This window comes from Tateyamaria sp. LSS28 (assembly GCF_059611725.1).
The window spans coordinates 1-1,191 of record NZ_JCAPFI010000018.1; the positions used below are offsets into that span (position 1 = coordinate 1).

At 61.5% G+C, this 1,191-nt stretch carries 1 protein-coding gene; it reads right to left on the minus strand.

The genetic code is table 11. The features are described 5' to 3' along the window. Positions 1-15: 15 nt before the first annotated feature. Complete coding sequence (gene tuf / locus AC53L6_RS24210) at positions 16-1,191, minus strand: elongation factor Tu (protein ID WP_299212396.1); 1,176 nt, start codon at positions 1,189-1,191, stop codon at positions 16-18.

Sequence of the window (1,191 nt, forward strand, 5' to 3'; positions counted from 1 at the left end):
CGCCCTACCGCACGATTAGTCAGTGATTTTGGACACGACGCCGGCGCCGACGGTGCGGCCGCCTTCGCGGATCGCGAAGCGCAGGCCCTGCTCCATCGCGATTGGCGCGATCAGCTCAACACCAAACGATACGTTGTCGCCAGGCATCACCATCTCGGTGCCCTCGGCCAGCTGAACCGTGCCCGTCACGTCCGTTGTACGGAAGTAGAACTGCGGACGGTAGTTGGCGAAGAACGGCGTGTGACGGCCACCCTCTTCCTTGGTCAGGATGTAGGCTTCGGCCTCGAACTTCGTGTGCGGGTTCACCGAACCGGGCTTACACAGCACCTGGCCGCGCTCAACCGCTTCACGGTCGATCCCGCGCAGCAGCGCACCAATGTTGTCGCCCGCTTCACCACGATCCAGAAGCTTGCGGAACATTTCTACGCCTGTGCAGGTGGTTTTCTGGGTGTCCTTGATGCCGACGATTTCGATCTCGTCGCCAACATTGATCACACCACGCTCCACACGACCGGTCACAACCGTGCCGCGGCCGGAGATCGAGAACACGTCCTCCACAGGCATCAGGAACGGCTGGTCAATCGCGCGCTCGGGCGTCGGGATGTATTCGTCCACAGCCGCCATCAGTTCGCGGATCTTGTCTTCGCCGATGTTGGCGTCACGGCCTTCCATCGCCGCCAGGGCAGAGCCTGCGATGATCGGCGTGTCGTCGCCGGGGTATTCATAGGTGTCCAGCAGTTCGCGGACTTCCATTTCAACCAGTTCCAGCAGCTCTTCGTCGTCGACCTGGTCCACTTTGTTCATGAACACGACGATCTTCGGGATGCCAACCTGGCGGCCCAGCAGGATGTGCTCGCGGGTCTGGGGCATCGGGCCGTCAGCCGCGTTCACAACCAGGATCGCGCCGTCCATTTGCGCCGCACCGGTGATCATGTTCTTGACGTAGTCGGCGTGGCCAGGGCAGTCGACGTGGGCGTAGTGGCGCGCGTCGGTCTCGTATTCCACGTGCGCGGTCGAGATCGTGATCCCGCGCGCTTTCTCTTCCGGCGCGCCGTCAATCTGGTCGTACGCCTGGAAGTCACCAAAATACTTCGTGATCGCCGCCGTCAGCGTCGTCTTGCCGTGGTCAACGTGGCCAATCGTGCCAATGTTAACGTGCGGCTTCGTACGTTCAAACTTTTCCTTTGCCAT